This is a genomic window from Mesorhizobium sp. M7A.F.Ca.CA.001.04.2.1 (assembly GCF_003998485.1).
Classification (GTDB): domain Bacteria; phylum Pseudomonadota; class Alphaproteobacteria; order Rhizobiales; family Rhizobiaceae; genus Mesorhizobium; species Mesorhizobium ciceri.
The window spans coordinates 1-2,168 of sequence record NZ_RZQT01000266.1; the positions used below are offsets into that span (position 1 = coordinate 1).

General features: G+C 60.4%; 3 protein-coding genes. All 3 read left to right on the top strand.

What is annotated here, in order from left to right; translation table 11 throughout:
• The first annotated feature begins 438 nt into the window (after positions 1–438).
• Positions 439–810: a 30S ribosomal protein S12 gene (gene rpsL / locus EN955_RS34325; protein WP_006333356.1), complete on the top strand. Its 372-nt coding sequence runs from the start codon at positions 439–441 to the stop codon at positions 808–810.
• Positions 811–886: 76 nt separating this feature from the next.
• Positions 887–1,357, top strand: a complete 471-nt coding sequence (gene rpsG / locus EN955_RS34330; RefSeq protein ID WP_008875664.1) for a 30S ribosomal protein S7 — start codon at positions 887–889, stop codon at positions 1,355–1,357.
• Positions 1,358–1,386: 29 nt separating this feature from the next.
• Positions 1,387–2,168, top strand: a 782-nt coding sequence (locus EN955_RS34335; RefSeq protein ID WP_127223570.1) for a GTP-binding protein, incomplete at its 3' end; no start/stop codon positions are given.

Here is a 2,168-nt window from a genome sequence, read left to right on the forward strand (position 1 = left end):
CTTTTCGCATGAAGCAAGGCCGCGCGACAGCGCAAACCCACTCACTTTGCCTGAAGGCTTGTCACTTTCTTCCTCGCTCTTGCAAAAATGCGAAAGAAAATTACATCCGGTTTTCGCATGGCTGCCAAGCCTTGGTCGGCGCGCAATATTTGGTGCTCCGGGCTTGACGGTCCGCGGTCTTACGGGTAGAAGCCGCCCAGTCAGAACCGATGTGAGGCTCTCCCTTCCGAAGCGACACGCTTTGGAGTTTGCCTCAAACAGGGTTCGTTTTACGAGCGAAAAGACATTTCCGGCGTGCACGAAGCGGCTTCCGCTTCCTCTGCCTTTTGTTCGGGCAAGACCGCGAGGCGCGGTTTATGGCCCGAATTTGCGTATGGAAATGACGCTTTGAGCGGCCCTGACCGGGCGAGACACGGAATTGAGAGACAAGAGGGTTTAATGCCTACCGTCAACCAGCTGATCCGCAAGCCGCGCATTGCGCCGGTGAAGCGCAACAAGGTCCCGGCCATGCAGCAGAACCCGCAGAAGCGGGGCGTCTGCACGCGCGTCTATACAACGACGCCGAAGAAGCCGAACTCGGCGCTGCGCAAGGTGGCCAAGATCCGCCTGACCAATGGTTTTGAAGTGATCGGGTACATCCCCGGCGAAGGCCACAACCTTCAGGAACACTCCGTGGTGATGATCCGCGGCGGCCGCGTCAAGGATCTTCCGGGCGTTCGCTACCACATCATCCGCGGCGTGCTCGACACGCAGGGTGTGAAGAACCGCAAGCAGCGCCGTTCGAAGTACGGCGCCAAGCGCCCGAAGTAAGGGGCGTCCGAAATAAGATTTTCCGGCCTTGGCGCTCCTTGAGTGCGTCGGGCTATGAGATTGAGAGACAAAAGCCATGTCGCGTCGTCACAGTGCAGAAAAGCGTGAGATCAATCCGGACCCGAAGTTCGGCGATCTGATCGTCACCAAGTTCATGAACGCCGTCATGTATGACGGTAAGAAGTCGGTCGCCGAGACCATCGTCTACGGCGCGCTCGACCAGGTTCAGTCGAAGACCAAGCAGGAGCCGGTCACCGTCTTCCATCAGGCGCTCGACAATGTCGCGCCGCATGTGGAAGTGCGTTCGCGCCGTGTCGGCGGCGCCACCTACCAGGTTCCGGTCGACGTGCGCCCCGAGCGCCGCCAGGCATTGGCCATTCGCTGGCTGATTGCTGCGGCCCGCAACCGCAACGAGACCACGATGGTCGACCGCCTCTCCGGCGAGCTGATGGACGCGGCCAACAACCGCGGCACCGCTGTCAAGAAGCGTGAAGACACCCACAAGATGGCTGAAGCCAACCGCGCTTTCGCGCACTACCGCTGGTAAAGCGCGAACGAGACTGAGAGGCAGCTACGATGGCCCGCGAATACAAAATCGAAGACTACCGCAATTTCGGTATCATGGCGCATATTGACGCCGGCAAGACGACGACCACCGAGCGCGTCCTCTACTACACGGGCAAGTCGCACAAGATCGGCGAAGTCCACGACGGCGCTGCCACCATGGATTGGATGGAGCAGGAGCAGGAGCGCGGCATCACCATCACGTCCGCCGCGACCACGACCTTCTGGAAGGCTCGTGACGGCAAGATGCACCGCTTCAACATCATCGACACCCCCGGCCACGTCGACTTCACCATCGAAGTCGAGCGTTCGCTGCGCGTGCTCGACGGCGCCATCGCACTGCTCGATGCCAATGCCGGTGTTGAGCCGCAGACCGAGACCGTCTGGCGCCAGGCCGACAAGTATCGCGTTCCGCGCATGATCTTCTGCAACAAGATGGACAAGATCGGCGCCGACTTCTATCGCTCGGTCGAGATGATCGGCTCGCGCCTCGGTGCGCATGCTGTTGTCATGCAGCTGCCGATTGGTGCCGAGACCGAGTTCAAGGGCGTTGTCGACCTCGTCGAGATGAACGCGCTGGTCTGGCGCGACGAGACGCTGGGCGCTGCCTGGGATATCGTCGAGATCCCGGACGACCTCAAGGCTCGTGCCGAAGAATACCGCGAGAAGATGATCGAGGCTGCCGTCGAAATGGACGAGACGGCGCTTGAGAATTACCTCGAAGGCAAGATGCCGTCGAATGACGAGATTCGCGCGCTGATCCGCAAGGGCACCATCGCGGTCAAGTTCTACCC